This window comes from Allocatelliglobosispora scoriae, assembly GCF_014204945.1.
In the GTDB taxonomy this organism is placed as follows: domain Bacteria; phylum Actinomycetota; class Actinomycetes; order Mycobacteriales; family Micromonosporaceae; genus Allocatelliglobosispora; species Allocatelliglobosispora scoriae.
The window spans coordinates 945,302-972,157 of record NZ_JACHMN010000001.1 but is presented as its reverse complement, the minus strand read 5'-3'; the positions used below and the strand labels follow the sequence as shown (position 1 = coordinate 972,157).

The window sequence follows — 26,856 nt, the reverse complement described above, 5'->3', positions numbered from 1 at the left end:
GTGGGTGTCACTTCCACGCGCACCGGCACGGCAGGGCTCGTCAGGAAATCGGCTCTTTCAAGCTTCGGATCTCTCCTCAGGATTGTCCGGCCGTCCGGGCGGCGCGCTCGGCCAGGAGCTCCGGGACGGTGAAGCCGAACTGCATCGCGCCGCGGATGAAGTCGTCCATGATGTCGCGGAGCCGCATCACGGAGGCCAGCGGGAGGAAGCGCTGGAACATTCCCGGTATCAGGGTGCGCATCGCCTCCATCACCACCGGGTCGCTGAGCCGCTTGGTGAGGGTGTCGAGGTCGGGCAGCACATTCGTGGCGGCCACTCCGTAGGCGAGGTGGTTGACCCAGCTCTGGAACAGGATCGGGTCGGCGACGAGGGTGCGGACTTCGCCGTCCTGGAAGAGGTCGGTGGTGGCGGTGTCGAACCAGCCGAGCAGGTCCGGCACCGTGACTCCGCGCTCGGCCAGGAACCTGTAGGTCGGGATGGCCGACCACTGCCCGCGGGTCTGCTCGGCGGGCGCCTCGCGCGTCAGCGCGACCGACAGTCCGTCCCACACGAGCACATGCGGCACCAGCGTCTGCTGGGAGATGGTCGAATCCAGCACCGGTACGGTTTCCAGCCGGCCGGCGTAGAGCGCGGTGTGCCGTGGCCCCCACAGCGTGTCGTTGCCGACGATGCTGGCTGAGCCCCTGTGCTCGGCGAGGTTGGGCACCGAGACATAGGCCACGAGACCGCGCTCGCGCAGATAGGCGAGAAGCACCACGTCGTCGGGGACCGTTTCGCCCGCCGGTGCCACGGCCAGCTCCCGGGCGACCTGTGCGGGGAGCAGCACCGCGGTCGTGGGGATATAGGGGTCGATCACCGGAACCCAGGAGACGCCCTCGATGGCACCCAGCCGCACGGCGTGAGCGGTCCGCGACCCCCACTCGCTGAACAGGCAGAGGATCTGGTCGGGCATCGCGGCGGCGGCCTGCCGCACGCTCTGCGCGATTCCCGCCACCAGTTCCATGTCGTCCTGTACGACGAGGTGGTGCGTCGCGTCGTCGGCGACCGCGGCCCAGGCCAGCCGTGCGGCGCGCAGAGCACTGGGCGGACCGTCGGGATCGGGGTCTTCGACGATGGCCAGGTCCAATTCGGGATGCTGGGCCCGCAATGCCTCGGCCCTCTGGCGGCGCCTCGGGTGGGTCATCACGACTGCCGACACGCGGACCTCGGCAGATGTATTCGCAAGCACGATTGCAACCCTTCGGGTTCCCGGATACCGCCGCGTACCAGGAGCGACGACTTTCACGGTATCGATACGACGATCAAGGCTACATCGATGTCCGATTCGCTCCCTCGACCGGACGGCCGCCGCGACATCACGTATCGGTCAACAATCTTTACTAAAACTGGCGGCCGGCCTGTCCGCGGCCGGGTCCGGCTGTGTGCGCGTCCGACCAGGAGGGCAGGCCCGCTTCTGTAGCCTTCACCCAGACCGAGCCGAGAGAGGGCCCGATGCTGCATCTACGGATCATCACGCCGACAGACCTCACGGAGCGCACCGTCAAGGTGCTGGAGGCTGAACCGGCCGTCACCCACGTCGTCGTGCTGCCCGGTGCGGCCCGGCAGCCACCGGGCGATCTCGTCCTGTGCGATGTGGCCCGCGAGGGAGCCAACACGGTCCTCGACGAGCTGCGGTCCCTGGGCGTCGACAAGCAGGGTGCGATCACGGCTGAGGACATGGACCTGGTGCTGTCGGCGTCGGCGAAGCGGGCGGCCAGAGCAGCACCCGGGCTCGGCACCGACGCCGTGGTGTGGGAGGAGATCGCCCAGAAGACCGGCGAGGAGACCCGCCTGTCCGCCACTTACCTGGTCTTCCTCTGTGTGGCGACCGTCATCGCCGGGATCGGTGTCCTGTTGGACCAGCCGATCCTCATCGTCGGGGCGATGGTCGTCGGCCCGGAGTTCGGACCCCTCGCGGCGTTGTGCCTGGGCCTGGTCCAACGGCGTCGGACGGTGGTGACGCGCTCGTTGACGACCCTGGTCGCGGGGTTCGCCGTGGCCATGGCGGTGACGGTCCTGACGACGTGGATCCTGACCGGGCTGGGGCTTATCGACGAGGCGATGCTGACCGCCCCCCGGCCCCTGACGGACTTCATCTGGCGTCCCGACGCCCTGTCGTGGGTGATCGCGTTCCTCGCCGGTGTCGCCGGGATGCTGTCGCTGACATCGGCGAAGTCGGGGGCCCTGATCGGCGTACTGATCTCCGTCACCACCGTGCCCGCCGCGGCCAACGCCGCGGTGGCCCTGGCCTACGGCGTCGCCCACGAGGCATGGGGATCCGCGGTCCAGCTCCTGGTCAACATCACTGCGATCGTCGTCGCCGGAGTACTCACCCTGCTCATCCAGCGAATGTGGTGGAGAGCCCGTCCCTGAGCGGCGTCGCTTCGGCATCGCGCCGTGGGCGGGCAAGCGTCACCGGCCGTTGGCGATATGATCTCTGTGCTTATAGTGCGTGGTGGCATGCGGTTGCAGCGGGGTCGCGTTGGAGCCCGGTGCGGTTGTGGGTAACAGCTCGAGCGAAGCGGTCAGCCCGGGCACGAGGTCCGACCTGTCGATGGGATCAGAGGCAATGAGTGGCACAGCGAACGAGTTCGCGATTCCCGCAGTCGTGGACAGCCCGGCCCAGCCCTCCGTGCCGGGTACCCGCGTGGCCCGGTGGCTGGTAGCGGACCGTGTCGCGCCCGTGGGGCCGGAGTCCGACGAAGGCCACGGCACACCGCAGGCATGGTGGAAGGTGATGTGCCTGACCGGAGTGGACTACTTCTCCACCCTGGCCTACCTGCCGGGCATCGCCGCTCTGGCCGCCGGCGCGCTGTCGCCGCTGGCGACCCTGCTCATCGTCGCGCTGACGCTGCTCGGGATGCTGCCGATGTACCGGCGCGTGGCCCGGGAGAGCCCGCACGGACAGGGATCGGTCGCGATGCTGGAGGACCTGCTGCCGTTCTGGCGCGGGAAGCTGTTCGTCCTCGTCCTGCTCGGCTTCGTCGCCACGTCGTGGATCATCACTATCACTCTGTCCGCCGCGGACGCCTCGGTCCACCTGCTGGAAAACCCCCTCGCACCGGCGTTCCTGCACGGCCACGCCGTACTGATCACCGTGATCCTGCTGATCGTCCTGGGCGGTGTGTTCCTGCTCGGGTTCTCCGAAGCCGTCGGGGTCGCGATTCCGCTGGTCGCAGCCTTCCTGATCCTCAACGCCGTAGTGGTCGTCACCGGCCTGGCCGACGTGTTCACCACCGGCGGGGCATGGTCGGGGTGGGTCGACGCGCTGACCACGGGCCGGGGCGGGTGGACGGGTGTCGTCGGCCCGGCTGTTCTGGCGTTCCCGCTGCTCGTACTCGGACTGTCGGGGTTCGAGACGGGGGTGAGCATGATGCCGCTGGTGGCCGCGGGTGGCACCGACGCCAAGGAGCGGATGCGGTCCCGGATCCGCAACACCCGCAAGCTGCTCACCGTCGCGGCACTGGTCATGTCGGTCTACCTGATCGCGACGAGCCTCGTCACCACCATCCTCATCCCGGCCGAGCAATTCGCTCCCGGCGGCGACGCCAACGGGCGCGCGCTGGCCTACCTCGCCCACGAACAGCTCGGTGAGGGCTTCGGCACCGTCTACGACATCAGCACGATCCTCATCCTGTGGTTCGCCGGAGCGTCGGCGATGGCAGGCCTGATCAACATCGTGCCCCGGTACCTGCCCGCCTACGGCATGGCACCGGAGTGGGGCCGCGCCGTGCGGCCGGTCGTGCTCGTCTACACCGTCATCTGCATCGCCATCACGATCATGTTCGGCGCCGACGTCAACGCCCAGGCCGGCGCGTACGCCACCGGTATCCTGGCGATGATGGTCTCAGCCAGCGTCGCCGTCACGATCTCCGCCATCCGCTACCGGCAGCGCCTGGCCACCGTCGGCTTCGCGCTCCTCACGCTCATCCTGCTCTACGCCCTGGTGGAGAACATCCGGGAGAAGCCCGACGGCATCGCCATCTCCGCCATGTTCATCGCCGGGATCATCGTCGTGTCCCTGGTCTCCCGGGTGTCGCGGACGACCGAGCTGCGCGCCGACCGCATCGAGTTCGACGACCGGGCCCGGCGGTTCGTCACCGAATCCCTCGCCTACGACGGGGCCCTGAACCTTATCGCCAACCGCCGCCAGGACGGCGACCGCGACGAATACCGCGCCAAGGAACGCGAGCAGCGCGGCATGAACCCCGTACCCGGCAAGGCCGACGTGCTGTTCCTGGAGATCGACGTCGTCGACCCCTCGCAGTTCAGCGACGTGCTCCACGTCCGCGGCGTCCAGGTCGACGGGTACCGCATCCTGCGCGCATCCAGCCCCGCCGCCCCGAACGCCATCGCGGCGATCCTGCTCGCCCTGCGCGACGCCACCGGCAAACGACCGCACTGCTACTTCGAGTGGTCCGAAGGCAGCCCGCTGCTGCACCTGATGCGTTACCTCCTGCTCGGTCGCGGCGATACGCCGCCGGTGGTCCGGGAGATCCTGCGCAAGCACGAACCGGAACGCACCCGCCGACCCGGCATCCACGTCGGCGGCTGACAACCCGCGCCCGGGTCTTGGTGATTGCGGGCAGCGAGCATGGCGGATCGTTGTCCCCCGACCGCCGCCGCCTCCATCGGCGTCGCGTCGGCGGTCGCCCTGCAGCGGCTTGACACGTGCAGCCGGGCGGGACCGGGTGCGATACTTACATAAATCTTACATATTTCGATTGAATAGTCGGCGTCATTTCGATGTGATGGCTCATCGAGCGACGGAGGAACCGTATGAAGAATCCGTGGGGTACGCGATTGACCGTGCCGGGCACGCTGATGCTGGCACTGGTCGGAATGCTTGCAGTGGCGCAGGCCGCAACCGCCGGCGCCCCTGCCGGGCCACCCGCTGCGGTGCAGGCCTCCGGCACCGCAGCGCCGACGGGCATCACGAACATCGTGTACAAGACGGTGGCCGGAACGCAGATCAAGCTCGATCTGTTCTTCGCGTCCGCGCCGGGAGTCCATCCGCTGATCATCTGGGTGCACGGCGGCGGGTGGCAGAGCGGTGACAAGAGCAACTGCCTGCCCACCCGCCTGAATGTGACCAGCCGCGGCTACCACGTCGCCTGCATCGACTACCGGCTCTCCGGCCAGGCGATCCACCCGGCCCAGATCGAGGACGTCAAGTCGGCGATCGTGTTCCTGCGTGGCCGGGCCGCCCAGTACCGCCTTGATCCGCAGCGGTTCGCCATCTGGGGCAGCTCCGCCGGCGGGCACCTCGCCGCCCTCGCCGGTACCACCTCGGGCGATCGATTGTTCACGACCAATCCCGCCGCCAGCACCGTCCAGGCCGTCGTCGACTACTACGGACCCACCGACCTGCTGGCTCTCGTGCAGACCCCGGGCTACACCTCGCACCAGTCACCCGACTCCGCCGAGTCGCGGCTGCTGGGCGGACCGGTGCTCGACAACCCGCAGGCGGCCGACGCGGCCAGCCCCATCACGTACGTCTCGCCCGCGGACCCGCCCTTCTTCATCGTTCACGGCACTGCGGACCCCGTCGTGCCGCCGCAGCAGAGTTCTCTCATCCGCGACGCGCTGCAGGCCGCCGGTGCGACGGCGCAGCTGACCTATCTCACCGGCGCCGGACACGGCGGGCCCGAGTTCTCCACCCCTGCGCTGACCGACCAGGTCCTGCTCTTCCTCCAACAGCAGCTTGCCTGAGCAGGCACGCCCCGTGTGCCCCTTCATCTCGGGGCCGCCCGGCCGGGGGGTACGGAAGCCGGGCGCGCCAGCTGGTCACCGCAGACGCCGACGTGGTGCAGTTCCAGCCGCTCGCTGCCATCGGGGTGCTGTCGGACCACGCCGCAGGCGGTCACGATGTCGCACAGGTGACCGCGTACCGCCGCAGCGGTGCCCGTCGTGAAGGCGAGCAGGATCGGTGGTCCTCCGTCGTCGGGGTACAGGCGGGCGAGAAACCGCCCGTCGTCGACGACGACCGCGTGCAGGATGCCGGTCACGCTGACACAATCTCGCCCATCGCGATGGCGTCGCGGGACCTCACAGCACGCACGCACCTGCCGCAATACCGTCGCGGGCGGCCGGTCAACCACCTGGCCGCCGTGAGCCCGGTCGCCTCGTGCATCTCGCATCTGTAAACCCATCCGCATGACCTACCCACAGGCCGCCACCATGACACCACCGTCCCGGTGCTCCGGTGTGTACATGTCCGCCCGGCAGGCACGATGTGAACGTGGCCGGGCACGGGCGCTCGGGTATCAGAAGAACCGCAGGTACAGGTAGGGGATGCAGATCGCGACGGTGATAGCTGCGACGATGAGCCCGTACTTGGTGAAGTCCCAGAAGGTGATCTTCTGGCCGGCGCGTTCGGCGATGCCGAGGACGACGACGTTGGCCGACGCGCCAACTGCGGTCGCGTTGCCGCCGAGGTCCGCGCCGAGGGCCAGGGCCCACCACAGGACGTTGCCCTGCGGGGTACCGTCGGCGCGGACGAGGTCGGCGACGATCGGGCTCATCGTCGCGACGTAGGGGATGTTGTCCACGACCGCCGACAGGACGGCCGATGCTCCCAGGAGCAGGACCGTGGTACCCCACAGCTTGCCCGCGGTGGCTTCGGTCGCGGCTTTCGAGAGTTGGTCGATGACCCCGGTGTTGACCAGGGCGCCGACCATGATGAACAGCCCGGCGAAGAAGACCAGGGTGTGCCACTCGACATCCTTGGCGACCTCGTCGGGGTTCAGTTTGGACGCGGCGAGCAGGACCAGCCCGCCGACGATGGCCACGACGGCGGGTTCCAGGTGCAGGACCGAGTGCAGGACGAACGCGGTCAGGACCAGGGCGAGGACGGCGAGGCTGATCGTCAGCAGCCGCGGGTCTTTGATGGCGTCACGCTCGCGCATCGCCATGATCCGGGCGGTTTTGGCCGGGTCGTAGCGGAACGCGTTGTGGAACAGCCACCGGCACAGGGCGAGGAACACGATCAGCAGGATGATCACGATGGGTGCGAGGACGTTGAGGAAGTCGTTGAACGTCAGCCCGGACTTCGACGCGATGATGATGTTGGGCGGGTCGCCGATGAGGGTGGCGGTGCCGCCGATGTTGGACGCCATCACCTCCGCGATCAGGAACGGCGCCGCGGGCAGCCCGAGACGGTCGCAGACGAGAAGAGTCACCGGGGCGACGAGCAAGACCGTGGTGACGTTGTCCAGGCCGGCGGACGCGACCCCGGTGATCACGACCAGGATCACCATCACCGGGTACGGGCGGCCTCGGGCGCGTTTGACGGCCCAGATCGCTAGGTACTCGAACAGTCCGGTGCGGCGCAGCACGGACACGATGAGCATCATCCCGATGAGTAGGACGATGACGTTCCAGTCGATGCCGGCGTCGGGGGAGAAGAACGCATGTTCGGCGTCGGTGGCGCCGACGAGCAGCATCAATACCGCCCCGCCGAGGGCGGCGGCGACCCGGTGGACCCATTCGGTGGCGATGAGGATGTAGGCGGCAGTGAAGATCGCGACTGTCGCCCAGGCGAGGGTGGTCATACGGCGAGGACCCGGTCGAGGAGCCGGTCCAGGGTGATCGCGCCGACCAGCGTGCCGTGGTCGACGACCGCGACGAGCGGAGTCCGGGTTCGGGCCATCAGCGCCGCCACCTCCAGGACGGTGTCGTCGGGGCCCACGATGGGCAGCTCATGCGGTTGCGGCGGGAGGCAGTCGCGGACGGTCCGGTCGCCGAGTTCGGTGAGGAACACGTCGGCGGCGGCTTCGTCGATCACCGCCGCGAGGTTCGGGTCGTCCTGGCAGTAGACGGGTACGGCCAGGCGCAGGACCTGCGTACCCGGCAGCACCGCGAACGGCGCGCCCCGGCCGTCGACCACGATTAGGCCGGGGAGGTTCGATCGGGCGAGGAGCCGGGCGGCGTCGACGGCCAGGTCGGTGAGGGCGACGGTGGGGTATTCCACCATGAGGTCGCGAGTGCGCATCGGGTGCGGGTCCGTTCTGATCGGTCGGCAAAATCGTTGCCGACCAGACTTCCCGGCGCACCACCGATCACCCTACCGGCCGGCCGGGGTTGACGCGCGCCCACCGCGTACTGAGTTCGGTGCTCAGTCGGTGCGCAGTGGTGAAAGCCCGGTGCTCGACCATGTCTTGTCCGCTCTCCGCCGACATCAGTGGATCGTACAGCTGTACGAATTGCGGAATCAAGTAAGCGGGCCGCGGGGGTCGTCCGCCATCCGGCCTGTCACCCGTTGGCGTGGAGGTCAACGCGGCGAATTGCATAAAGATACCGGCGCTTGTATGCTACTGCCGTGTCCAAGGTTCTTACTTCACTCCCCGTCGGCGAGCACGTCGGCATCGCCTTCTCTGGTGGCCTCGATACCTCCGTGGCAGTCGCCTGGATGCGGGAGAAGGGCGCAGTGCCCTGCACCTACACCGCAGACATCGGCCAATACGATGAACCCGACATCGAGTCGGTCCCGGGACGCGCCACCGCATACGGTGCGGAGATCGCCCGCCTCGTCGACTGCCGCGCCGCCCTGGTCGAGGAGGGGCTGGCCGCGCTCGCCTGCGGCGCGTTCCACATCCGCAGTGGCGGCCGGGCCTACTTCAACACCACGCCGCTGGGGCGTGCGGTCACCGGCACACTGCTCGTCCGCGCGATGCTCGAGGACGGCGTGCAGATCTGGGGCGACGGCTCCACCTTCAAAGGCAACGACATCGAGCGGTTCTACCGCTACGGCCTGCTCGCGAACCCGTCGCTGCGGATCTACAAGCCGTGGCTGGACGCCCAGTTCGTGCAGGAGCTCGGGGGCCGTAAGGAGATGTCGGAGTGGCTGGTCGCGCACGGCCTGCCCTACCGTGACAGCACCGAGAAGGCCTACTCCACGGACGCGAACATCTGGGGGGCCACCCACGAGGCCAAGTCGCTGGAGCACCTCGACACGGGTGTGGAGATCGTGGCCCCGATCATGGGCGTGCGGTACTGGGACCCGGCCGTCGAGATCCAGCCCGAGGAGGTCACGATCGGCTTCGAGCGCGGCCGGCCGGTGACGATCAACGGCAAGGAGTTCGGCACCGACGTGGACCTGGTGCTGGAGGCGAACGCCGTCGGCGGGCGCCACGGCCTGGGGATGTCGGACCAGATCGAGAACCGGATCATCGAGGCCAAGAGCCGGGGCATCTACGAGGCGCCCGGTATGGCGTTGCTGCACACCGCCTATGAGCGGCTGGTCAACGCGATCCACAATGAGGACACGCTGGCCGCGTACCACAACGAGGGCCGCCGGCTCGGCCGCCTGCTCTACGAGGGCCGCTGGTTGGACCCGCAGGCGCTGATGCTGCGCGAGTCGCTGCAGCGCTGGGTCAGCTCGGCCGTCACCGGCACGGTCACGCTGCGGCTGCGCCGCGGCGAGGACTACTCGATCCTCGACACCACCGGCCCGGCCCTGAGCTACCACCCCGACAAGCTGTCGATGGAGCGCACCGAGGACGCCGCGTTCGGCCCGGTCGACCGGATCGGCCAGCTCACCATGCGCAACCTCGACATCGCCGACTCGCGGGCGAAGCTGGAGCTCTATGCCCGCATCGGCATCGTCGGCAGCCGCCAGCACGCCGAACTCACCGCGGTGCCGAACGAGCGACCGGCGGCGGCGCTGATCGGCGCGCTGCCCGAGGGTGGGGCGGAGGCGATCACGGATCGCACGGTCGCCGCCGACGACGAGGGAATGCTCGGCATCTCCGCGATGGAGTCCGGCACCGACTGACGCGAACAACTCCGTAACCGATGAGCCGGAACCACAGAGGTGGACCACCTCTGTGGTTCCGGCTCATCAGTAGGGTCCGGCCTCTGGCCCATGTGGTCACGGAGCCTAACGCTCCCTTGGAATCTCTTCGCATCAGGACCCCGACGCTGCGGTGACGATGAAATTGTGGCGTCCGTACGCGGTCTGCGTGGGTGCCTTCTATGCCGTGACCGAATGTGCCATGGCCATCGCCGTCACCACGGCGAGCCCGTTCGGCGAATGATCGTCGACGGCCGTGCCATGGTGGGCGATCAGGTCGTCTCCGGAGTCGATGAACGGCGCGGACTCGGTGGTGCGGGGTCGGACGGCTGATGCTGCGGTGTCGGGTCGATTCGGCGGACGGGCCGATCGCGTGGCGGTCCGAAGGCAGTCGTGAGCCAGACGATCAGGGAGACGAGCGCCGTCGCGAGCAGCAACCCGCCGACCACGTCGGACGGCCAGCGCACGACCAGGGCGACCCGGCTGACCGCCACGGTGATCGCCCACGCCGCGGCGGCGGCGGCGATCGCGCCGCGGTGCCAGGCCCGGCAGGCGTAGGGCCATGCGACATACGCGGTTACCAGTGCGGCCACGGCGGCGGTGGTGGTGTGGCCGGAGGGGAAGGCCCACCCGTGGGCCGTCGACAGCAGATCCTGCGGGCGCGCCCGGTGGAAGGCGACGCTGATCCCGAATCTGACGGCCGGGATCGTGATCAGGCTGGCGCTGATGACGATGACCGAGTGCCAGTGCCGCCGCCGCGCCAGTAGGGCGACGGCGAGGGCGGCGACAGGGATGACGATCGCGGCCTCGCCGGCTCGGGTCGCGACCGCCATCGTCGTCAGCCAGGCGGGATGGGCGCCGGCGAAACGGTAGGCCGCGAGGCTGACCGCAGTGTCGAGGCGGTGCGGCACGTCGACGTGGAGGGCGACCGTGATGGCGAGCGCCAGGAACGCGGTCCCCGACGCGATGGGGATCCACGGCGGACGCGTGCCCGGGGCAGGCTGAGGCGACCAGTTCGGCATATGCCTCGCCTTCCTTGATGGGCGATCTTTCGGCCGACATTACTCCTACAGCGTGTAGGTGTCGCCTCGTGGACCCAGCGCACCTACGCGGCGCTGGGAATTGTGGTGCTGTGAGCGATGAGGGGTTGATCGCGCTGCTGTGACGTGCGGAGCGGCGCTCCGACCCGCATGGCGGTGCGCTATGCGGGTCGGAGCGCCGCTGCCCTACCTGGCGACGTTGTCCTTCGCCCGCCGGTGGGCGGCGTCGGTGGCCGTCGTGGCCGGACCGAAGGCATCACGCCCGCTGATAGCCAGGTAGGTGACTGTGGCGATGATCGCCAGGAGGAAGACGGCGCTCGTGGCGACGTTTCCCAGCCCCAGCCCGCCGTCATCGGTGGACTGGGACAGGTAGTCGCCGATCGAGGCCCCGAGCGGCCGGGTCAGGATATAGGCGATCCAGAACGCCACCACGACGTCCAGCTTCAGGGCATAGCGGGAGATCGCGACGATCGCGATCAGCGCGGCGAAGACGAGTGCGGACGTGGCGTAGCCGAGGCCCAGCCCTTCGGCGGCGAGGTCGCCGGCGGCGGTGCCGAGGGCAAAGGTGAGCAGGATCGCCAGCCAGTAGAACCCCTCACGGCGGGTCGTGGTGATCGCCGTGATCGACAGAGTCCGTTCGCTGGCGTACCAGGCGGCGAAGATCGCCGCGAGCGCGACGGCGAAGACGCCGGTGGCGGCCTCCAGCGGGACGCCGAAGTTGTCGACGAGGTTGTCGGTCAGGAGCGTGCCGACGATGCTGACCAGCACCACCACCAGCCAGTAGAGCGCCGGCACGTAGGTCCGCGCCCGGATCTGGGCGATGAGGGCTGCGGCGAGCAGCGCGGCCATGACGAGGCTGGTGCCGGTCAGGCCGAGGTGGAGGTTGGTGTTGAGGAAGTCGGCTGCCGTCTCGCCCACCGTCGTGGAGAGGATCTTCACGATCCAGAAGTAGACGGTGATCTCGGGAACCTTGTTCCACAGTGTGGAGCGCTCGGCGGTGGTGTCGCCCCGCGGCGGATTGATGGTCACGGCGGCGATTGTTCGCACTCGTGCCTGAGACGCGGCTGAACCCGGACGGTTCCTATCCGCCGTCGGCGTCGAGCCGGTAGCCCGCGCCGCGGACCGTCTCGATGGCGGCCCGGCCGTAGGGTTGGTCGATCTTGCGGCGCAGGTACCCGATGTAGACCTCGACGATGTTGTGGTCCCCGTCGAAGTGCATGTCCCACACGTTGTCGATCAGCGCCCGTTTGGACACGACATCGCCGGCATGTCGCATCAGGAACTCCAGCAGGGCGAACTCCCGGGCGGTGACCGCGATCTCGACCTCACCCCGCGCGACCCGGCGCCGGGCCGGATCGAGCGAAAGGTCGCCGGCGGTGAGAACGGTCGGGCGTTGCGGGGCACCCCGCCTTGCCAGTGCTCGCAGCCGGGCGACCAGGATGACGAAGGAGAACGGCTTGGTCAGGTAGTCGTCGGCACCCAGATCGAGCGCGTCGGCCTGGTCGTACTCGCCGTCCTTCGCGGTGAGCATGAGGATCGGCGTCCACACCTGCCGGGCGCGCAGCTGCCGGCAGACCTCGTAGCCGTTGAGGCCGGGCAGCATGATGTCGAGCATGATCACGTCGTAGGGATGCTCGGTCCCGGCCCAGAGCCCGTCGGGCCCGGTGTGCATCAGGTCCACGGCGAAGCCCTCGCCGACGAGCCCGTCGCGGATCGTCTCGGCGAGCCCCACTTCGTCCTCGACTATCAGGATCCGCATGGTTCCTCCACGGCGATCCCGGTCCCGGGCGCCTTGTCGGGGTCGAGGGGCAGGCGGATGTGGAGTGCCACACCGCTGTCGGCGAAGGTCTCGGCCACCACGCTGCCGCCGTGGCTGTTGACGATCTCCCTGGTGATGGGCAGGCCGAGCCCGGCGCCACCGTCGGTACGCGCCCGGCTGTCGTCCAGGCGCGTGAACCGGTCGAAGACCCGCTCGCGGTCGGCCGGGTCGATGCCGGGCCCGTCGTCGGCGACGATCACGTGAGCCGTGCCGCCGTCGGCGCGTACTGTCAGGTTGATCTCATGGCGGGCGTGTCGGGCCGCGTTGTCGCAGAGGTTGCGGATGGCGCGGTCGAGCTGGTGCACGTCGCCGGGTACGCGGACCGGCTCGATCTCGGCGTTGATCCGCAGTTGCGGGTGCTGTTCGTGGATGCGGTCCCGATGGGCGTAGGCCAAGTCGTCGAGGTCGACGTCGTTGCGGCGCAGGGTGAGCCCGTACTCGTCGACGCGGGCGAGCAGCAGCAGATCGGCGACGAGGCGGCTGAGCCGTTCTGTCTCGGCCTGCATGCGCTGGATCTGGGGCCGCGACGTGTCGGCGGAGCCGGCCAGCAGGTCCAGGCCGACCTGCAGGGTGGTGAGCGGGCTGCGCAGCTCGTGGCTGGCGTCGGCGACGAACCGCCGCTGGGTGTCGGCGGCGGCCTGGAGCCGGTCGAGCATCTCGTTCATCGTCTCGGCCAGCGCCGCGACCTCGTCGCGGGCCGACGGGACGGGGACCCGGGCATCGAGGTCGCGGCCGGTGATCGTGGCGACCCGTCGCCGGATCGCCTCGACCGGCCGCAGCGACCGCCCGACAAAGACATAGGTGGCGAGGCCTACGACCAGCGCGAGCAGCGGCATCGCGACGATCACCCATCGGGTGATCACCTCGATGCTCTCGTTGACCGGGCTCACCGACTGGGCGACCACGACCACGCGGGCGCTGCTGTCGGTCTCGACACCGGTGGCGACGATGCGGAACGGGTCCTCGCTGTCGGGGGAGAGCAGGCGCTGTTCCCACTGGCTGGCACCCGCCGCAGGGCGCATCGCGGTGATCGGGCGCTGCCCGGCGAGCACCGCGGAGGACGCGACGACCTCGCCGGCGGGGTTGATGATCTGGACGATCGTCTGGTCTCCGGCGCTGGTGCGCAGCGTCTGGGCCAGCCGGGTCGGGTCGCCTGCCTTGATGGCGGCGACGACCTGCCCGGCCCGCTGCGATGCCGCAGCGTCGATGTTGCCGGTCAGGGTGGTCTCGGCCGTGTAGACCAGGGCCAGCCCGGCGAGTCCGACCGCAGCGGCGACGATTCCGGCGGCGGCGAGGGCGGACCGCACGCGCACCCCGCCCAGCCGGGACCGCCAGGAACGCTGCAGGCGCTCGGAGCTGTACGTCATTTCAGCAGCGTAGGTCTTCGCAGCTGAAGGCCGGCTGAGAAGTCTCTTCAGGTGTGTCTCAGTTCCCGGCGCCTAACGTCGCTGCCCATCGACCGCCGGACCGGTGCGGTCGCGCAGCGGAGGACACGTGTGATGAGGAGATACAGGATCGGGCTGCTCTGGGTGCTGCTGATGGCGGCGGTGACTGCGGGATGCGGCACCTCCGGCGGCGGCGGGGGCGAGCCGAACTCGATCGGTGACATCCCCGACGACCAGGTCTTCGTGCTCTATGCGCCGCCGCAGGGCGGTTACAACGTCAAGATCCCCGAGGGCTGGACCAGCACGCAGCGCGCGGACGGCGCGGTGAGCTTCACGGACAAGCTGAACACGATCCTGTTGGAGTCCAAGGCCGCCGCAGCGGCGCCGGACGAGACGACGGCCCGGGCCGGCCTGGCCGCGATCAAGACCTCGCCGGGGTACGCCGAGGGCGCGGTGTCGACCGTGGCCCGCCCGGCCGGCCCCGCGGTGCTCGCCACCTACCGGATCGACGCACCGGCCGACGCCGTCACCGGCAAGATCATCAACGATGACGTCGAGCGGTACCAGTTCTTCCACGCCGGCCTCCTGGTGACAGTCACGCTCTCCGGGCCGCACGGCGCTGACAACGTCGACCCGTGGCGGACCGTCACCGACTCCCTGGCCTGGGCGCCGTGACCGGCGCCGTGTCGGCCGAGGTCCTCGTCGCCCGCCGGCTCTTCCGCTTCTTCCGCGCATCCGGCGAGGAGACGCTCGCCGTCGCCGGGGTCTCGCTGACCGTGCGAGCGGGGGAGCGCGTCGCCGTGGCCGGCCCCTCCGGGTCGGGGAAGTCCACCCTGCTGTCCCTGCTGGCCGGCCTCGACGAGCCGGACGGCGGGACCGTCCGCGTCGCCGGGCATCCGGTCAGCCACCGGCCGGAGGAGGAACGCGCCCGCATCCGGGCCACCAGCATCGGCATGCTCTACCAGTACGGCAACCTGCTCGACCACCTGACCGTGGCACAGAACCTGCGATTCGCGCACGGCCTCGCCGGGCACCGGACGAGGTTCGACCTCGCCGAGCGGCTGGAGGCGGTCGGCGCGGGCGGCTTGGCCGATGTTCTGCCGGCCGCGCTCTCCGGCGGCCAGGCCGCCCGGGCCGGACTGGCGGTCGCCCTCGTCAACGACCCGCCGCTGCTCATCGCCGACGAACCCACCGCCGAACTCGACGCCGACGCCGAGCAGCAGATCCTCGACCTGCTCGCCGCCCAGGCGGCGGCCGGAACCGCAATCGTGCTGGCCAGCCACAGCCCGCGGGTCCTGGCAGTCTGCGACCGGGTGATCCGGCTGCGCGACGGGCAGATCGTGGCAGACGGCCAGGTGCCGGGATGACTGCGAATCCGGTCGGCACTGCCACTCTGTTCGCCGCCGCCCGCGCCAGCTGCTGGTTCGGTCCTGTCCGGGCTGTCCACGAAGCGACCTGCGCCATCCGCGCCGGACAGCACATCGCCGTCACCGGCCCGTCGGGTTCGGGCAAGTCGACCCTGCTGCATCTCGTCGCGGGCCTGCAAGCGCCGAACTCCGGCTCGGTGACCTGGCCCGACCTCGGCGGCGATCCACGCCGTGACCGGACTCTGGCCGCGATCGTCTTCCAGGCGCCGAGCCTGCTCGACTCCCTCGACGTCGTGCAGAACGTGCAGTTGCCGCTCCTGCTGGCCGGGACCGCACCCGACGATGCCCGGGCCTCGGCCCTCGGCGCCCTGGACAAGTTGGGTCTGGCCGGGCTCGCCGCGCGGATGCCCGCCGAGCTCTCCGGGGGCCAGGCGCAACGGGTCGCCACAGCCCGGGCTCTGGCGATGCGCCCCCGGCTGATCCTCGCCGACGAACCCACCGGCCAACTCGACCACGACACCGCCGAGCAGGTGGTCACCGCACTGATCGGTGCCGCCACCAGCACGGGCGCCGCGCTTCTCGTCGCCACTCATGACAAGGAGATAGCCGCGAGGCTCGCCATTCGGTGGCGCATGCGCGACGGCGTCCTGCGGACCCGACCGCGCCACCTCGACACCGGAGAAGACGAATGACCATCCTGTGGCTCAGCGGACTCGTACGCCGACGAACCGGCCGGATGGGCGGCGCCGTGGCAGGTGTCGCCGCCGCCGTCGCGCTGCTGGGGTCGCTGGGAGTGTTCCTGGCCGCGTCGCAGGCGACCATGACCGCCCGCGCCACCGCCCGCGTCGCCGTCGACTGGCAGATCCAGGTCGCGCCTGGCGCCGATCCGGCGGCGGTGGCCGCCGCGGCGATGGCCGAAGCGGGAACGGACACGGCGCTGCCGGTCGGATTCGTCCGACTGCCCACAGGGCTGGCGAGCAGCCACAACGGTGCGCGCCACACCACCGGCGCCGCGGTGGTGCTCGGACTTCCCGACGGCTATCGCGACCGGTTCCCCGGCCAGTTCCGCACTCTCGACGGAGCGGACGGCGGCGTCCTGATCGCGCAGCAGACCGCAGCCAACCTCCATGCCGCACCGGGCAGCACGATCACCATCGCCCGGCCGCAGCTGCCCCCCTTCAGCGTCACCGTCAGCGGTGTCGTCGACATGCCGCAGGCGAACTCCCTGTTCCAAGTGGTCGGCGGGCCGCCGGGTGCTCAGCCTTCCGCGCCACCGGACAACGTGCTGCTGCTGCCCGCGACGACTTTCCGCGACCTTACCGCGCAGCTGGCGGCCACCCATCCGGAGCTGCTCAGCGTCCAGATCCACATCGCCCGGGCCGATCTGCTCCCCGCCGCACCGGCCGCCGCCTACACGGTCGAGACCGCCGCCGCCCACCACCTCGACGCGGTCCTCGCCGGCGATGGGCAGGTCGGCGACAATCTCGCCGCGACCCTCGACGCCGCCCGCAAGGACGCTGCCTACGCCACGGTCCTGTTCGTGTTCCTCGGGCTGCCCGGAGCGCTCCTCGCCGCAGCCGTCACCAGCATTGTGGCGGCCACCGGAGCCGCGCGTCGCCGCCGGGACCACGCCTTGGCGCGTACGCGGGGCGCCACCACCGGCGCGTTGCTGCGGCTGGTCCTCGCCGAAGCGGGCCTCGTCGGATTCGTCGGCGGCGCGGCAGGGCTCGGGGCCGCCGCCGGGATCGGCCGCCTGGAGTTCGGCTCGGCGTCCTTCGGCGCCACCCCCGCGACTGCTGCGGTCTGGGCGGCGGCAGCGTTCGGCGCCGGGCTGCTCATCGCCGTGGCCACCGTGGCCTGGCCCGTCTGGTCGCAGCTGCGCTCCGATACCGTGCGGGCCGCTCGGACCACCGCGGCCGCGCCGGTCCGCCGCGCCCACCCGGTCTGGATCCTGATCCTGGCCGTGATCAGCTTCGCGATCTGGCGCAGCACCCAGAGCACCGGCTACGCCCTGGTCCTGGCGCCGGAAGGAGTCGCCTCGATCTCGATCGACTATTGGGCGTTCGCCGCACCGGCCCTGTTGTGGATCACCGCCGGGCTCAGCGCCTACTGGCTGACGATCTGGATGCTGACCGTTGGCGCGCCTGTCCTCACCGCACTGCTGCGCCTGATCACGGGCCGCCTCGCCTCGACGGCGACCGCGACCCTGACGCGGCAACGCCACCTGATCGCCCAGACCGTCACGGTGCTCGCGTTGACCCTGGCGTTCGCCGCCACCACCGCCACCTTCAACGCCACCTACCGAGCGCAGGCCGCCGTCGACGCCCGCCTCACCAACGGGGCCGATGTCACCGTCACCACGACCGGCCCGGCCGATCTGGCGGCGATAGCGGGCGTCACCCACATCGAGCCCCTCCAGCACCGGTACGCCTACATCGGTGCCGACCTACAGGACCTCTACGGTGTACGGCCCGCGACCATCGGCACGACCGGGCTGCAGGACGGATGGTTCGAGGGCGGCACCGCGGCCGAGCTCATGCGGCAGCTCGCCGCCCAGCCCGACGGCATCCTCGTCGCCGCGGAGACCGTCATCGACTACCAGCTCCAGCCGGGCGACACGATCACCCTGCGGGTCAACACCGGCGGTCGGCCGGTCGCCGCAGCCTTCCACTACGTGGGGATCGTCAAGGAGTTCCCGACGGCCCCGAGCGACAGCTTCTTCGTCGCCAACGCCGACTACCTCGACCACGCGGTCGGAGCGCCGGTCACGAGCACCGCGCTGGTCACCACCGACGGCACCGATCCGGCGCAGGTAGCCGCAGCGGTCCGGCAGCGGCTCGGCGCGGCGGCGACGGTCACCGACATCGGCTCGGCGACCACTGCCATCGGGTCCAGCCTCACAGCCGTCGACCTCGCCGGACTCACCCGGATCGAACTGGTCCTGGCGTTGCTCCTCGCCGCCACCGCCAGTGGCCTGCTGCTCGCGCTCACGCTCGCCGAACGGCGCCGTACCTTCACCCTCGCGGCGCTGCTCGGAGCCGACCGCAGGCAGCTCACCGGTTTTGTGGCGGCGGAGTCCGCCACTGTGGGGATCCTCGCGCTCACCCTCGGGGCACTCATCGCGACGGCCGTGACCGGGATGCTCCTCAGCGTGCTGACGGGCGTCTTCGATCCGCCGCCGGACCAGCCGACGGTCGCGTGGCGCTATCTCGCAGCCGTGGTCGCCACCATGGTGGCGAGCCTCGCGCTCGCGACCGCGATCACCGTCCGGGCCAGTGCCCGGCCCGACCCGGCGCACATCCGCAGACCCTGACCACCCGCCCAGTGGTCAGGTCCAGGGTCCTGCGGTGGTGGCTGGGACATCCACCGACGTGGAGACATGGCCGGGTGCTCAGTACGCGTGCGGGCGACGGATGAGGTCGTGGGCGATGAGTTCGCTGACGATGATGATCGCGATCGTTTCCGAGGCGAGCAGCCCGATCAGTACCAACAGCTGGGTGGCGCCAGCCTGGATCGGGCCGCCGCCGCCGAGCAGCACCCCGATGAACGCGCCGGGGAGGGTGACCAGGCCGACCGTGCGGGTCTGGTCGAGCGCCGGGTGCAGGGCCTGGGGAAGCGACGGGCGGCACAGCTCGCGGACGGCTGCGGGTTCGGTGAAGCCGAGGGCCAACAGGGCCTCGTATTCTCCGCGCCGAGCGGTGAGGTCGTCCATCATCCGCCGTCCGGCCAGGTAGGTCGCGGTCATCGCGCCGCCGATGAGGATCCCGGCGACCGGCAGCACCGCGATCGGCCGCGCGGGCACGGTGCCCGCGCCGATGACGAGCAGCAGGACCGGGGCGACTGCGCAGACGATGGCCGCGATCGCCCAGAGCGCGCTGCGGTGCCGGCTGATCCGCCGGGCGCTCGTCACCGCTGCGACGGCCACCATCAGCACGATGAAGGCGACGGTGGGTCCCCAGGCGGTCAGCACCCAGGCGATGGCGGCCGAGACCGCTGCGAGCTGCCCGATGGCCCGCCCGGCGGCGGTGAGGATCGGCCGGGACAGGCGCAGCCCCGCCGCGGCCGCCAGGCCCGCGGCGGCTGCAGTCAGCACCGCGAGCACCGCCCAGTAGGCCGGACCGATGACGATCGAGCCGGAACCCATCCGTCGCCTCCTCGCCGCAGACCGCGTACCGCCGCAGACGGTACCCCGCCCTCGCGCGGGCTTCTCATCGCATTCTCAGGTGCCGGTTCCTACGGTGGGCTCTGACGGCAAGAGAGCAGGTGAGCAGGGTGAACTACGACCTCTTCGAGGTGATCAACGGTTGGGCCGGGCACAACGTGGTCCTGGACCGCGTCGCGCAGTTCTCCGCGACCTGGTTGATCTATCTCGTCTTCGCAGCCGCCGCCGTGATCGGCGTTTCCGCTCTGCTCGCGGGGCAGATCCGGGCGCTGCTGCTCGTCGGAGCGTCGTTGGCGGCGGCGTTCGCGGCCGCGACGGTGGTGTCGCAGCTCTCGCACGAGCTGCGCCCCTTTCAGACCCACCACGTGGTGCAGCTCATCGCACACGGCAACGGGATCTCGATGCCCAGCGACCACGCCACCGCCGCGTTTGCCCTGGCCGCCGCGATCGGGGTCTTCCTTCACCGCACCTGGGGCTATGTGCTGGCGGTGATGGCGCTCGTGATCGGCCTGAGCCGGGTGGTGGCCGGCGTGCACTACCCGGGCGACATCCTCGCGGCGCTCGTCATCGCCATCGCCGCGACGGCCGCCGTCTGGTTCGGAGAACGGGTATTGCGCAGCCGCTCGGCCGACGCGCCGTACCCGACCGCCGACGCGCACCAGTGACCATCCGCCGGGCGACCGGCGGGCCCTCCTCAGAAGGAACCCATCATGACTGTCTTGGCCGGCGCCGCGCTCGGACCGGGCCTTCTCGATCCGCACCAGCTCATCTCGGCCTTCGGCCTGATCGGCATTCTGGCCGTCGTCTTCGCCGAATCGGGTCTTTTCTTCGGCTTCTTCCTGCCCGGCGATTCACTGCTGTTCACGACGGGACTGCTGGTGGCGGAGGGCACCTACCTCGACCAGCCGCTGTGGCTGGTCTGCCTCCTCGTCGTCGTGGCTGCGGTCCTCGGCGACCAGGTCGGCTACCTGTTCGGCCGCCGGGTCGGCCCGGCGCTGTTCCGCCGTCCCGACGCCCGGCTGTTCAAGCAGGAGTACCTGGCCAGGGCGCAGGACTTCTTCATCCGTCATGGCGCCCGGTCGCTGGTGCTGGCCCGGTTCGTGCCCATCGTGCGGACGTTCACCCCGATCGTGGCGGGCGCCGGTGCGATGCCGTACCGAACGTTCCTGCTTTTCAACGTCATCGGCGGCGCGCTGTGGGGAGCCGGTGTGACGATCGCGGGCTACTTCCTCGGCCAACTGCCGTTCGTCGCCGACCACATCGAGCTGATCTTGATCGGCATCGTCGTGCTCTCGCTGGTCCCGGTCGTGGTGGAGTTCGCTCGCTCGCGCCGCGGCCGGTCGGCGAGCACCGCGAGGACACCCGCATAACACCACCGCGGAACCCGGGCCGGGCGGTGCCCTGCATTCCTGAGGAGCCTTCGGTCTCCGTGAGCGGGCGCTGCCGCGCCTCATCGAGGCCGTCTTGTCGTGCACGTCGTCGTCGTCCTGAGCGCCCGCTCCTTCGGTCCGTCGAGTATTCCGTGGCCCGTCCGCTACTGCCCGGCCGACGGATCGGTAGCCGGCTGCCGGAACGCCGCCCACAGGCCGGCGTCATAGCTCATCGACAGGACCCCGGCGATCACCAGCGGTGCACCGGCGGCGAGGACCGGGCTGGACAGCAGCGCGGTACAGGCGACGGGACTGGCGCACGCCGCGACGCTGCGGGCGACGCTGGTGAGGCTCGCCGCGGCGGTGCGCTGGACCGGCGCCACGATCGCCGCCACGAAAGCCTGCCGTGCCGGGACGTCGATCTTGGATAGGGCGTGTCGGGCGAGCAGCAGCGTCGCCGCCAGGCCGAAGCCCGATGCCAGCGGCAGGCAGAGCAGCAGCACGTTGGCGGTCGCGTGCGGAACGAGCATCGTCTGGAGCAGGCCGTGGCGTGCGGCGAGGGCCGGTGCCGCCAGCAGCGACATCGCCGAGAGCAGGTTGGTGCCGAAGAAGAGCAGGCCGAGTTGGGTGGGGGTGGCGTCGAATCGGTGGTGCAGCCACCAGGCGAGCATCGTCTGGACGGCGAGGCCACCGGCGAAGGCGTCGACGGCGAAGAGCCCGGCGAGCCAGCGCACGCGTGCCGGCAGCGGGTTTGCGACCCTGACCTCCAGGGGTGCCGCGGGTGGCGGCTCGATGTCGGGGGAGAGCCGCCAGCAGACCGCGAACGTGCCGGCCGCGAGCACCGTGTAGAGGCAGAAGGCCAGGTCGCCGGCGGAGACGAAACCTTGCCGGCCCAGCGCGGCCGCGATCAGTCCTCCGAGTGCGCCCGCGAGCAGGGCGATGAAGTTGTACGCCGTGAAGACCCGCGTGTGCTGCGGGTCCGGTGTCGTCTGGGCGAGGATGGCCTGCTCGACCCCGCTGAACGGCGTGTTGTCGTTGGTGGACGGCGAGACCGTGCCGACGAAGGCGGCGAGCAGGAGCAGGGGATAGGACTCGCAGGCGGCGAACATCGCGCCTGCGGTCGCCATGAGTGCGGCGCTCGCCAGCAGGGCCCTGCGGCGGCCGAACCGGTCGGCGAAGGCGCCCATCAGCATGCTGGCGACGACGGACCCGGCGGCTGCCACCGCGATGAGCAGGCCGATCTGGGCAGGCGCGCAGCCGTCTTCGAGCAGCATTCCCGCGAGCAGGACGCTGGTGGCGCCGTAGCCGACGGTGCGCAGCCCGCGAGCGAGGACGACCCGCCGCGCATCGGCGCAGGCCCCATCATTGGCTGGGCGGGGTGGTCTGATCGTCTCTGTCACCCAGAGAATTATGTCCTAATTGTTACTTTATCTGGCGGAGGCTGGCTGGCTCGACGGCGGCCGTCCCCGGGGCGGTTGAGCCCCGGCATCTCATACCCGTTGTGGTTGGTGAGGCACCAGGCCATGTCGACCGTGGCGGGGCGCGGTGAAGGACGTGCCCCCGGTCAGGGCGTCAGGGTTGACCCGGATATCCGCCCTAAGGGCCGGCCGCAGCGTTGACAGTCGCCTTAGATAACTGTTATCTAATTGGATAACCGTTAGGGGAGGCCAAATGCAGGATGTGGTGCTGGCACTGCTGGCGAAGGAACCGTCACACGGCTACGAGCTCAAGGCGCGGCTGCGGGAGGCGCTCGGCACGCTCGGCGACGCGATGAACGCCGGGCAGATCTACGTCACACTGACCAGATTGGAGAAGGCGGGGCTGGTCGACTGGGTGCAGTCCGACGGACTCGCCGACCGGCCCGACCGCAAGGTCTACGCGCTGACCGCGGAAGGGCACCAGCGGGTCGCCGCGTGGATCGCCGAAGTGAGCTGGCCCCGGCTCGCGCCGGCCGACTTCCACCTCAAGCTCGTGGCCGTCGCGGCGGCCCGGTTGGCGGACCCGATCGCGCTGGTCGACGTCCAGCGACGGGAACTGCTGCGCCGCCTGCGAGACGCCCAGCGAGCCGCGCTCGACGAACCTGACGGCTCCTACGCCACCCTGCTCGTGGAAGGGCTCGTGCTGCGGTTGCAGGCGGACCTCACTTGGCTGGAGGCGTGTGAACGGACCTGGACCACACGGAGGGATTCATGACCGATACGTCAATCCTGCGCACCCGCGGGCTGCGCAAGGAATTCGGCACCGCCACAGCGCTCGTCCGAGCTGTCGACGACGTCGACCTGGACGTCGCACCGGGAGAGACGGTGGCGGTGATGGGACCCAGCGGCTGCGGGAAGTCGACCCTGCTGCACCTGCTCGGCGGGCTGGAGCGCGCCACCGACGGTGAGATCCACCTCGGCGTGCAGCGCCTCGACCGTATGGGCGAGCGAGCCCTGGCCCGGCTGCGCAGCGACGCCGTCGGGTTCGTCTTCCAGTCGTTCCACCTCATGGACGAGCTCAGCGCGGTCGAGAACGTCGAAGTCCCCGCTCTGCTCGCCGGGCGGTCTCCCCGGGCGGCCCGGACCCTCGCCCTCGACCTGCTGGACAGGGTGGGACTCGCCGACCGTGCAGGCTTCCTGCCGTCCGCCCTCTCCGGCGGCCAGCGCCAACGGGTCGCGATCGCACGCGCGCTGAGCAACGAACCGCGCGTCGTGCTCGCCGACGAGCCCACCGGCAACCTCGACAGCACCGCGACATTGGAGGTGCTGCGCTTGTTCGACCAGCTCCATCAGGCTGGCCAGACCCTTGTGATCGTCACCCACGATGCTCGGATCGCGGCGACCGCCGACCGTCTCATCACGATGCGCGACGGCGCGTTCGTCGACCAGACCATCCTGTCCGGCGGCACCAAGGGCGACCTCGGCACGCTCGTCGGAATGGAGCTCTGACCAATGGGACGCCTGCTCCTCATCGTCCGACTCGCCCGGCGGGACCTGCGCCGCAGACCCATCGAGGCCATCATGGCCCTGCTGGTGATTGCCGTCGCCACCACTACCTTGACCATCGGGCTCGCCCTGACCGGCGTGACCGACAACCCCTACCAGCAGACCCGCGTCGTGACCTCCGGGCCGGACGTGGTGGCGAACATCATGCCGCTTGACGGTTCGACGCTCGAACCCGCCACCGTCGATGACCTGGTCCACGCTCCCGGCGTCGTGGACCACAGCGGACCGTTCCCGCTCGTCTACACCGACATCACCGCCAATGGCCACACCCTCGAAGTCGAGGCCATCGGGCGAGAGGAGGCGCCGGCCTCGATCGACCAGCCGAAACTGACACAGGGCGGCTGGGTGCACGACGGCGAGGTCGTGCTCGACCGCGGCTTCGCCGACACTCTCGGCGCCCACGTCGGCGACGAGGTGACCGTCGGCGGCCGGCCGTTCCGGATCGCCGGCACCGCCGTCACGGCCGCACTGCCCGCATACCCGAGCAACCTCTGCCACCTCGCCTGCATGTCGCCGTCATTCGTGCCCGGACGGGCAGCCGACATCGGACTGGTCTGGCTGACAGCGGCCGACCTCAGCGCTCTGACCACTCCGACGACCCCGGTGACCTACCTGGTCAACCTGAGACTGGCCGATCCGGACGCTGCCGAAGCGTTCGTCGATGCCCGGCGGCAAGGTCTGACGGTGCCGCTGTTCACCTGGCAGGACGTCCGCGGCGAGGACAACGGTGTGGTGCAGATCGCTCAGGCCGCACTGCAGGTCGGCGGTGTCCTGCTCGCTCTGCTCGCCATCGCAGGGATGACGGTGCTCGCCGGTCGCCGGATGACGGAGCAGACCCGCAGGGTCGGACTGCTCAAGGCGATCGGCGCCACCCCGGAGCTGATCGCCGCGGCGCTGCTCGCTGAGCACCTGGTGCTGGCCCTGATCGCGGCGGCCGCCGGGCTCGGCCTGGGCTGGCTGCTGACACCCCTGTTCACCAGCACCGGCGCCGGACTGGTGGGGGCGCCGGGAGCACCGGCGGTCACGATCTCGACCATCACGATCGTCGCAGGGGTCGCGTTCGCCGTGGCGCTCGCCGCCACGATCGGACCCGCCCTGCGCGCGGTCCGCCGCAGCACCGTCGCTGCGCTCGCCGACCCCGCCCGCCTGCCTCGGCGGCGGGCATGGCTGAACGCGCTCTCCGCTCAGTTGCCCGTCCCACTCCTGCTCGGGCTGCGGATCCTGGCTCGACGGCCACGCCGAGCGCTGCTGAACACACTCAGCACCGCTGTCACCGTCACCGGACTGGTTACCATCCTGGTGAGCTGGCACGTCAACGGCCTCGGCTCCGCCGGGCTCGGCAACCTGCGTACGGTACGTCTCACCCAGGTCACGACGACCATCACGGTGATGCTGGTGGTGCTCGCGACGGTGAACACCGTCTTCATGGCGTGGGCGACGGTCAGCGACGCCAGGCACTCCTCGGCGCTGGCGCGGGCTTTCGGGGCGACACCCGCTCACATCAGCTCGGGACTGTCGGTGGCGCAGCTTCTGCCCGCGTTCGTCGGCGCTGCCGCCGGCCTGCCAGTGGGTGTCCTGCTCTACCGGGCCGCGACACAGGTGCCCGAACTCGTGGTGCCGCCGCTGTGGCAGCTCATCGCCGTGCTGGTGGGAACCCTGTTGGCGGTGAGCGCACTCACCGCCCTGCCTGCTCGACTCGCCGCTCGCCGCCCGGTCAGCGAGATCCTGCGATCAGAGCCCGCCTAACCGGTGGAGAACGGCCGGGCAGCGGCCTGGCGGTATCGGTCGTCGATCCGATGCCGCCAGGCCGCTGTGGTAGGCGTTGATCACCAACTGGGCCCGGTCCGCGCCGAGTTCGGTGACGTGTGTCTTGGACGTCGTATGTCACCGCCGGACCGCCCATGGTCCGCTACGTGATCGGTACGCACACTTCGACGGCGCCGGGCACGACCTTGGCTTTGAGGCGCTTGACGGCGGTCCGCGCCCCGCCGTCGAGTTCGTAGACGGTGGGCTCGCTGAAACGGATGGCGATACGCCGTCCCTGCGTGATCTGTACGAAGGGCGAGCGCTCGCTGCGGTCCAGCGCCATCCGGGCCATGGTGCGGGCCCACTCGATCGCGCCTTCGGCGGTGGTGACGCCTACCTGGAGCAGCCCGTCGTCAGGCTGTGCCCGGTCGAAGACGCGGATACCGCCGGTGATGGTGCTGACGTTGCCGAGCAGGACACAGGTCGCGGGCCCGGCGAACCAGGTCTCGCCGTCGACGGTGATGCGTACCTCGACCGGCTTGTCCCGGACGTGCCGCAGCCCCGTCCATAGGTAGGCGAGCCGCCCGGCCCGGTCCTTCAGGTCGCGGTCGGCCTCGGCGATCATGTCCGCGTCGAAACCGGCCCCGGCCATGACGGCGAAATGCTCCCCTTTGATCCTGCCCAGGTCCAGCGGCCGTCGGGCGCCGTGCAGCGCGATCCGCAGGGACTCCGCGAGGTCGCGCGGGATGCGGAGGTTGGCGGCGAGCAGGTTGGCGGTGCCGGCGGGCAGGATGCCGATGGGTATACCGGACCCGGCGAGTGCGTCCGCGCAGCGCTGAACCATGCCGTCGCCGCCCCAGACGAGCACGAGTTCCGCTCCCTCCTCGACCGCTCGCCGGACCTTCTTGGGGGCCTTGCGGCTCTTGGACACCTCGTGCCAGATCGGCTCACCCGGCAGTTGTTCGGCGAGCCGCTCGCGCAGTTCGGCCAGCCCGCCGCCGAGCGTCTTGCGCTTATGGGCAACCACGGCGATTCTCATGCCGGCTGGGCTACCCCGATCGGCGCCAAGTCAACCACCCTGACAGCCCGGCGTTTGTCGACGGCAGCGGCCAGAGCTCACCCCCGGGTACGGCAGTTGTCGGCGGCGGTCC

The 26,856-nt window shown here is 70.2% G+C and carries 24 protein-coding genes; 13 read left to right on the top strand and 11 right to left on the bottom strand.

Annotation, left to right across the window (positions count from 1 at the left end):
- Window positions 1–76: 76 nt before the first annotated feature.
- Window positions 77–1,126, bottom strand: coding sequence for a hypothetical protein (locus tag F4553_RS04440; RefSeq protein WP_184832375.1), 1,050 nt, complete (start codon window positions 1,124–1,126; stop codon window positions 77–79).
- Between the two features lie 365 nt (window positions 1,127–1,491).
- Between F4553_RS04440 and F4553_RS04435 the strand changes: the two genes are divergently transcribed.
- From F4553_RS04435 to F4553_RS04425, 3 genes are all read left to right on the top strand, one after another.
- The gene (locus tag F4553_RS04435; protein WP_184832373.1) at window positions 1,492–2,412 is read left to right on the top strand and encodes a DUF389 domain-containing protein; all 921 of its coding nucleotides are present in this window, start codon (window positions 1,492–1,494) and stop codon (window positions 2,410–2,412) included.
- A 196-nt stretch (window positions 2,413–2,608) separates the two neighbouring features.
- Entirely contained in the window at window positions 2,609–4,594 is a 1,986-nt protein-coding gene (locus F4553_RS04430; RefSeq protein WP_184832371.1) for an APC family permease, read from the top strand.
- A 224-nt stretch (window positions 4,595–4,818) separates the two neighbouring features.
- Window positions 4,819–5,751, top strand: a complete 933-nt coding sequence (locus tag F4553_RS04425) for an alpha/beta hydrolase (RefSeq protein WP_184832369.1) — start codon at window positions 4,819–4,821, stop codon at window positions 5,749–5,751.
- 23 nt (window positions 5,752–5,774) lie between these two features.
- On the opposite strand, the gene F4553_RS04420 is transcribed toward F4553_RS04425, so the two are convergent.
- The 3 genes from F4553_RS04420 to F4553_RS04410 all read right to left on the bottom strand — a co-directional run bounded on the left by F4553_RS04420 (window position 5,775) and on the right by F4553_RS04410 (window position 8,032).
- A complete protein-coding gene (locus F4553_RS04420; protein WP_184832367.1) occupies window positions 5,775–6,047 on the bottom strand; it encodes a hypothetical protein in 273 nt (90 codons plus the stop codon).
- A 258-nt stretch (window positions 6,048–6,305) separates the two neighbouring features.
- The gene (locus tag F4553_RS04415; RefSeq protein WP_184832365.1) at window positions 6,306–7,592 is read right to left on the bottom strand and encodes an ArsB/NhaD family transporter; all 1,287 of its coding nucleotides are present in this window, start codon (window positions 7,590–7,592) and stop codon (window positions 6,306–6,308) included.
- The gene (locus F4553_RS04410; protein WP_184832363.1) at window positions 7,589–8,032 is read right to left on the bottom strand and encodes a CBS domain-containing protein; all 444 of its coding nucleotides are present in this window, start codon (window positions 8,030–8,032) and stop codon (window positions 7,589–7,591) included. The genes F4553_RS04415 and F4553_RS04410 overlap by 4 nt, the downstream gene beginning before the upstream one ends.
- A gap of 327 nt (window positions 8,033–8,359) precedes the next feature.
- Between F4553_RS04410 and argG the strand changes: the two genes are divergently transcribed.
- Window positions 8,360–9,814 (top strand): argininosuccinate synthase, encoded by a 1,455-nt coding sequence (gene argG / locus F4553_RS04405; protein WP_184832361.1) that lies wholly within the window; start codon window positions 8,360–8,362, stop codon window positions 9,812–9,814.
- Between the two features lie 290 nt (window positions 9,815–10,104).
- Here argG and F4553_RS04400 read toward each other — a convergent pair whose 3' ends face one another.
- From F4553_RS04400 to F4553_RS04385, 4 genes are all read right to left on the bottom strand, one after another.
- Window positions 10,105–10,854, bottom strand: a complete 750-nt coding sequence (locus F4553_RS04400; RefSeq protein ID WP_184832353.1) for a phosphatase PAP2 family protein — start codon at window positions 10,852–10,854, stop codon at window positions 10,105–10,107.
- A gap of 204 nt (window positions 10,855–11,058) precedes the next feature.
- Window positions 11,059–11,901, bottom strand: a complete 843-nt coding sequence (locus tag F4553_RS04395) for a COG4705 family protein (RefSeq protein ID WP_221469689.1) — start codon at window positions 11,899–11,901, stop codon at window positions 11,059–11,061.
- Window positions 11,902–11,953: 52 nt separating this feature from the next.
- Window positions 11,954–12,631 carry a response regulator transcription factor gene (locus F4553_RS04390; protein WP_184832346.1) on the bottom strand — a complete coding sequence of 226 codons (678 nt, stop codon included), beginning with the start codon at window positions 12,629–12,631 and terminating at the stop codon, window positions 11,954–11,956.
- The gene (locus tag F4553_RS04385) at window positions 12,619–14,058 is read right to left on the bottom strand and encodes a sensor histidine kinase (RefSeq protein ID WP_184832344.1); all 1,440 of its coding nucleotides are present in this window, start codon (window positions 14,056–14,058) and stop codon (window positions 12,619–12,621) included. Before F4553_RS04385 ends, F4553_RS04390 begins: the two co-directional genes overlap by 13 nt.
- Before the next feature lie 132 nt (window positions 14,059–14,190).
- On the opposite strand from F4553_RS04385, the gene F4553_RS04380 reads away from it, so the two are divergent.
- Genes F4553_RS04380 through F4553_RS04365 form a run of 4 tightly spaced genes read left to right on the top strand, consistent with a single transcriptional unit; the run spans window position 14,191 to window position 18,756 of the window.
- Entirely contained in the window at window positions 14,191–14,751 is a 561-nt protein-coding gene (locus F4553_RS04380) for a hypothetical protein (protein ID WP_184832342.1), read from the top strand.
- Window positions 14,748–15,443 carry an ABC transporter ATP-binding protein gene (locus F4553_RS04375; RefSeq protein WP_184832340.1) on the top strand — a complete coding sequence of 232 codons (696 nt, stop codon included), beginning with the start codon at window positions 14,748–14,750 and terminating at the stop codon, window positions 15,441–15,443. The genes F4553_RS04380 and F4553_RS04375 overlap by 4 nt, the downstream gene beginning before the upstream one ends.
- A complete protein-coding gene (locus tag F4553_RS04370; protein WP_184832338.1) occupies window positions 15,440–16,135 on the top strand; it encodes an ABC transporter ATP-binding protein in 696 nt (231 codons plus the stop codon). The genes F4553_RS04375 and F4553_RS04370 overlap by 4 nt, the downstream gene beginning before the upstream one ends.
- Window positions 16,132–18,756 (top strand): ABC transporter permease, encoded by a 2,625-nt coding sequence (locus F4553_RS04365; protein WP_184832331.1) that lies wholly within the window; start codon window positions 16,132–16,134, stop codon window positions 18,754–18,756. Before F4553_RS04370 ends, F4553_RS04365 begins: the two co-directional genes overlap by 4 nt.
- 78 nt (window positions 18,757–18,834) lie before the next feature.
- Here F4553_RS04365 and F4553_RS04360 read toward each other — a convergent pair whose 3' ends face one another.
- Entirely contained in the window at window positions 18,835–19,587 is a 753-nt protein-coding gene (locus tag F4553_RS04360; protein ID WP_184832329.1) for an ABC transporter permease, read from the bottom strand.
- Window positions 19,588–19,706: 119 nt separating this feature from the next.
- On the opposite strand from F4553_RS04360, the gene F4553_RS04355 reads away from it, so the two are divergent.
- The gene (locus F4553_RS04355; RefSeq protein ID WP_184832327.1) at window positions 19,707–20,270 is read left to right on the top strand and encodes a phosphatase PAP2 family protein; all 564 of its coding nucleotides are present in this window, start codon (window positions 19,707–19,709) and stop codon (window positions 20,268–20,270) included.
- Window positions 20,271–20,315: 45 nt separating this feature from the next.
- Window positions 20,316–20,975: a DedA family protein gene (locus F4553_RS04350; protein ID WP_184832319.1), complete on the top strand. Its 660-nt coding sequence runs from the start codon at window positions 20,316–20,318 to the stop codon at window positions 20,973–20,975.
- Window positions 20,976–21,139: 164 nt separating this feature from the next.
- On the opposite strand, the gene F4553_RS04345 is transcribed toward F4553_RS04350, so the two are convergent.
- Window positions 21,140–22,375, bottom strand: a complete 1,236-nt coding sequence (locus F4553_RS04345) for an MFS transporter (RefSeq protein WP_184832317.1) — start codon at window positions 22,373–22,375, stop codon at window positions 21,140–21,142.
- A 271-nt stretch (window positions 22,376–22,646) separates the two neighbouring features.
- On the opposite strand from F4553_RS04345, the gene F4553_RS04340 reads away from it, so the two are divergent.
- From F4553_RS04340 to F4553_RS04330, 3 genes are read left to right on the top strand one after another with little or no spacing between them, the layout of a single operon-like run.
- Entirely contained in the window at window positions 22,647–23,168 is a 522-nt protein-coding gene (locus F4553_RS04340) for a PadR family transcriptional regulator (RefSeq protein ID WP_184832315.1), read from the top strand.
- Window positions 23,165–23,902 (top strand): ABC transporter ATP-binding protein, encoded by a 738-nt coding sequence (locus tag F4553_RS04335; protein WP_184832313.1) that lies wholly within the window; start codon window positions 23,165–23,167, stop codon window positions 23,900–23,902. The genes F4553_RS04340 and F4553_RS04335 overlap by 4 nt, the downstream gene beginning before the upstream one ends.
- A 3-nt stretch (window positions 23,903–23,905) precedes the next feature.
- Window positions 23,906–25,705 carry an ABC transporter permease gene (locus F4553_RS04330; protein ID WP_184832311.1) on the top strand — a complete coding sequence of 600 codons (1,800 nt, stop codon included), beginning with the start codon at window positions 23,906–23,908 and terminating at the stop codon, window positions 25,703–25,705.
- A 163-nt stretch (window positions 25,706–25,868) separates the two neighbouring features.
- Here F4553_RS04330 and F4553_RS04325 read toward each other — a convergent pair whose 3' ends face one another.
- Window positions 25,869–26,744 (bottom strand): diacylglycerol/lipid kinase family protein, encoded by an 876-nt coding sequence (locus tag F4553_RS04325; protein WP_184832309.1) that lies wholly within the window; start codon window positions 26,742–26,744, stop codon window positions 25,869–25,871.
- Window positions 26,745–26,856 lie beyond the last annotated feature (112 nt).

What these genes read in the sequence shown, in the direction of transcription:
- F4553_RS04360 (WP_184832329.1), bottom strand. Translation starts at nt 19,587, where the DNA reads ATGGGTTCCGGCTCGATCGTCATCGGTCCGGCCTACTGGGCGGTGCTC.
- F4553_RS04390 (WP_184832346.1), bottom strand. Translation starts at nt 12,631, where the DNA reads ATGCGGATCCTGATAGTCGAGGACGAAGTGGGGCTCGCCGAGACGATC.
- F4553_RS04410 (WP_184832363.1), bottom strand. Translation starts at nt 8,032, where the DNA reads ATGCGCACTCGCGACCTCATGGTGGAATACCCCACCGTCGCCCTCACC.
- F4553_RS04370 (WP_184832338.1), top strand. Translation starts at nt 15,440, where the DNA reads ATGACTGCGAATCCGGTCGGCACTGCCACTCTGTTCGCCGCCGCCCGC.
- F4553_RS04335 (WP_184832313.1), top strand. Translation starts at nt 23,165, where the DNA reads ATGACCGATACGTCAATCCTGCGCACCCGCGGGCTGCGCAAGGAATTC.
- F4553_RS04415 (WP_184832365.1), bottom strand. Translation starts at nt 7,592, where the DNA reads ATGACCACCCTCGCCTGGGCGACAGTCGCGATCTTCACTGCCGCCTAC.
- F4553_RS04380 (WP_184832342.1), top strand. Translation starts at nt 14,191, where the DNA reads ATGAGGAGATACAGGATCGGGCTGCTCTGGGTGCTGCTGATGGCGGCG.
- F4553_RS04365 (WP_184832331.1), top strand. Translation starts at nt 16,132, where the DNA reads ATGACCATCCTGTGGCTCAGCGGACTCGTACGCCGACGAACCGGCCGG.
- F4553_RS04425 (WP_184832369.1), top strand. Translation starts at nt 4,819, where the DNA reads ATGAAGAATCCGTGGGGTACGCGATTGACCGTGCCGGGCACGCTGATG.
- F4553_RS04325 (WP_184832309.1), bottom strand. Translation starts at nt 26,744, where the DNA reads ATGAGAATCGCCGTGGTTGCCCATAAGCGCAAGACGCTCGGCGGCGGG.
- F4553_RS04430 (WP_184832371.1), top strand. Translation starts at nt 2,609, where the DNA reads ATGAGTGGCACAGCGAACGAGTTCGCGATTCCCGCAGTCGTGGACAGC.
- F4553_RS04400 (WP_184832353.1), bottom strand. Translation starts at nt 10,854, where the DNA reads ATGCCGAACTGGTCGCCTCAGCCTGCCCCGGGCACGCGTCCGCCGTGG.
- F4553_RS04435 (WP_184832373.1), top strand. Translation starts at nt 1,492, where the DNA reads ATGCTGCATCTACGGATCATCACGCCGACAGACCTCACGGAGCGCACC.
- F4553_RS04340 (WP_184832315.1), top strand. Translation starts at nt 22,647, where the DNA reads ATGCAGGATGTGGTGCTGGCACTGCTGGCGAAGGAACCGTCACACGGC.
- F4553_RS04330 (WP_184832311.1), top strand. Translation starts at nt 23,906, where the DNA reads ATGGGACGCCTGCTCCTCATCGTCCGACTCGCCCGGCGGGACCTGCGC.
- F4553_RS04350 (WP_184832319.1), top strand. Translation starts at nt 20,316, where the DNA reads ATGACTGTCTTGGCCGGCGCCGCGCTCGGACCGGGCCTTCTCGATCCG.
- F4553_RS04385 (WP_184832344.1), bottom strand. Translation starts at nt 14,058, where the DNA reads ATGACGTACAGCTCCGAGCGCCTGCAGCGTTCCTGGCGGTCCCGGCTG.